2 protein-coding genes are annotated in these 2163 nt (G+C 51.2%); both read right to left on the reverse strand.

The window, feature by feature from the left end:
- Positions 1-190: 190 nt before the first annotated feature.
- A complete protein-coding gene (locus tag I9W95_RS12785) occupies positions 191-328 on the reverse strand; it encodes a hypothetical protein (RefSeq protein ID WP_225675481.1) in 138 nt (45 codons plus the stop codon).
- Between the two features lie 78 nt (positions 329-406).
- Positions 407-1783 (reverse strand): glutamine synthetase family protein, encoded by a 1377-nt coding sequence (locus I9W95_RS12790; protein WP_225675483.1) that lies wholly within the window; start codon positions 1781-1783, stop codon positions 407-409.
- Positions 1784-2163: the final 380 nt, after the last annotated feature.

Here is a 2163-nt window from a genome sequence, read left to right on the forward strand (position 1 = left end):
TTCCCCTGGTAGGCAGTAGGCACTGCGGATTTAAAAGTCGTTTATAGAAAACAGATACCTTTAAAACTGTGGGACAGCAGTGGCCTGCATACGATTCTTCCCTGAAGCATTAATAATTACTGAATTTAACCGTGTAATGTGACAAATAAGCGTATAAAAAAACAGCTCCCGGAGGAGCTGTTTTTCTGCGTCAGGCTGCTTTTTTAAGCTTTTTCTTCAGCTTTTTCAGTTTGCCTTCGTGCTTGGCAATTTTTGCCTTACGCGTCTTAATGGCTTTCTTCAGCTCGACGACTTTCTTCGCTTCTTTTTTCACGTCTTTCTTCGACATTATTCATTCCCTTTTCTGTGAGTTCATATTCATAGTGCACCCATGGACCTCACATATCAACCTTCATGGGCTGATGCGCTACACGTGCAGCAGCAGATACTTGCGCTCCCACGGCGAAATTTCGCGATGAAACTGGCGCAGCTCTTCTTTTTTCACGTTGGCATAAAGCTCACAGAAATCTGCGCCCAGCGCCTGATGAATATCTGCTGCATCATCAAACAAATGCAGCGCTTCATCAAAGGTGGTTGGGATCGCAAACTCTTCACCAGGCTCACCGGCGATGGATTCAGCAGGTGGAATTTTTTTCATCATTCCCAGATAACCACAGATCAGACTGGCACTGATCGACAGGTAAGGGTTGGTGTCCACCCCGACCAGGCGATTTTCAATACGGCGATCCTGAGCGCCCGAGTTTGGAACCCGTAAACCGGTTGCCCGGTTGTCATAGCCCCAGCCCATATTGGTCGGCGCACTGGAATTGGTATCCGATTCGAAGCGACGATAAGAATTCACATTCGGTGCAATAAACGGCATTACCTGCGGCAGGTACTTCTGCAGGCCACCAATAAAATAGTGGAACAGCTGAGTTTCATTACCTTCGGCATCTGAGAAAATATTCTCGCCGCTTTCCGCACTGACCACACTCTGGTGAATATGCATCGCACTGCCCGGCTGGTCACGCATCGGCTTGGCCATAAAGGTCGCGAACATACCATTATTCAGCGCTGCTTCTTTAATAATGCGCTTGAAATAAAACACCTGGTCAGCCAGCAGCAGCGGATCACCATGAGTGAGGTTAATCTCCACCTGCCCGGCACCGTCTTCCTGAATAACCGAGTCAATGTGCAGGCCCGCATCCTCGGCATAGTCATAGATGGTGTCGATGACCTCACCATATTCATCAACCGCCGACATCGAGTAAGACTGACGCGCGGTACCCGAGCGGCCAGTTCGGCCAACCGGCGGCTCAATTGGTTCATTCGGGTCGACGTTGGGCTTGGTCAGATAGAATTCCAGTTCGGGCGCAACCACCGGAATCCAGCCCTGCTCGCGGTACATGGCAATTACTCGCTTCAGTACATTACGCGGCGCACAGGAAACAGGGTTGCCCTTGCTGTCATAAAGGTCGTGGATAATCTGCAGTGTCGGCTCTTTCGCCCACGGCACCGCCATTGCCGTGGTCATATCCGGGCGCAGTTCCATATCGGACTCAGCCCACTGGTTCTCGATGTCCATTTCCACATCTTCACCGGTGATGGTCTGATAAAAAATGGAAACCGGCAAAAAAATAGGTTTCAGGGGCGAGAACTTATTCAGAGGAATCGCTTTACCCCGCGACATACCATTCAGGTCGGGAACGATACACTCAACCTCATCCAGCTTGCGGCCGTTGCGGTATACCTGAAACGCTTCCGGCAGTTGTTCAAGCCATAAAGCACTGTCCTGCGAACCCATAACTCTCTCCCGTCATAACCCATTAACTGACTTTACGCCTAATCTACGCAAAATGCTCATGGCAACGCCATACCTCCTCAGGGGCAGAGCGCCGCCCACAAAAAAGCCGGCTGACGCCACTGCTGTCCCACAGTTTTTAATCAGCACCATAGCTGACAAAAACAGCATGTTTTAACATCAAGGCCTGCTGCCTCGCAGGGGAACTTATCCCCTTGCCGGGGGGCCGACCCCAGCTTCGCGCTTTCTGGGCCGTATTCCTTGAAACCTTGATATTTACTGGCCTCGTGCCTCATCGACCATCCATGCCCGGAGCCACTTGTCCGCATCCCTGCGGACAGACCAGACATATCAGCGGTTTCTGCGGCGGCCCCAGAGGCGCA

Source organism: Thalassolituus marinus (assembly GCF_020320395.1).
In the GTDB taxonomy this organism is placed as follows: Bacteria; Pseudomonadota; Gammaproteobacteria; order Pseudomonadales; family Oceanobacteraceae; genus Venatoribacter; species Venatoribacter marinus.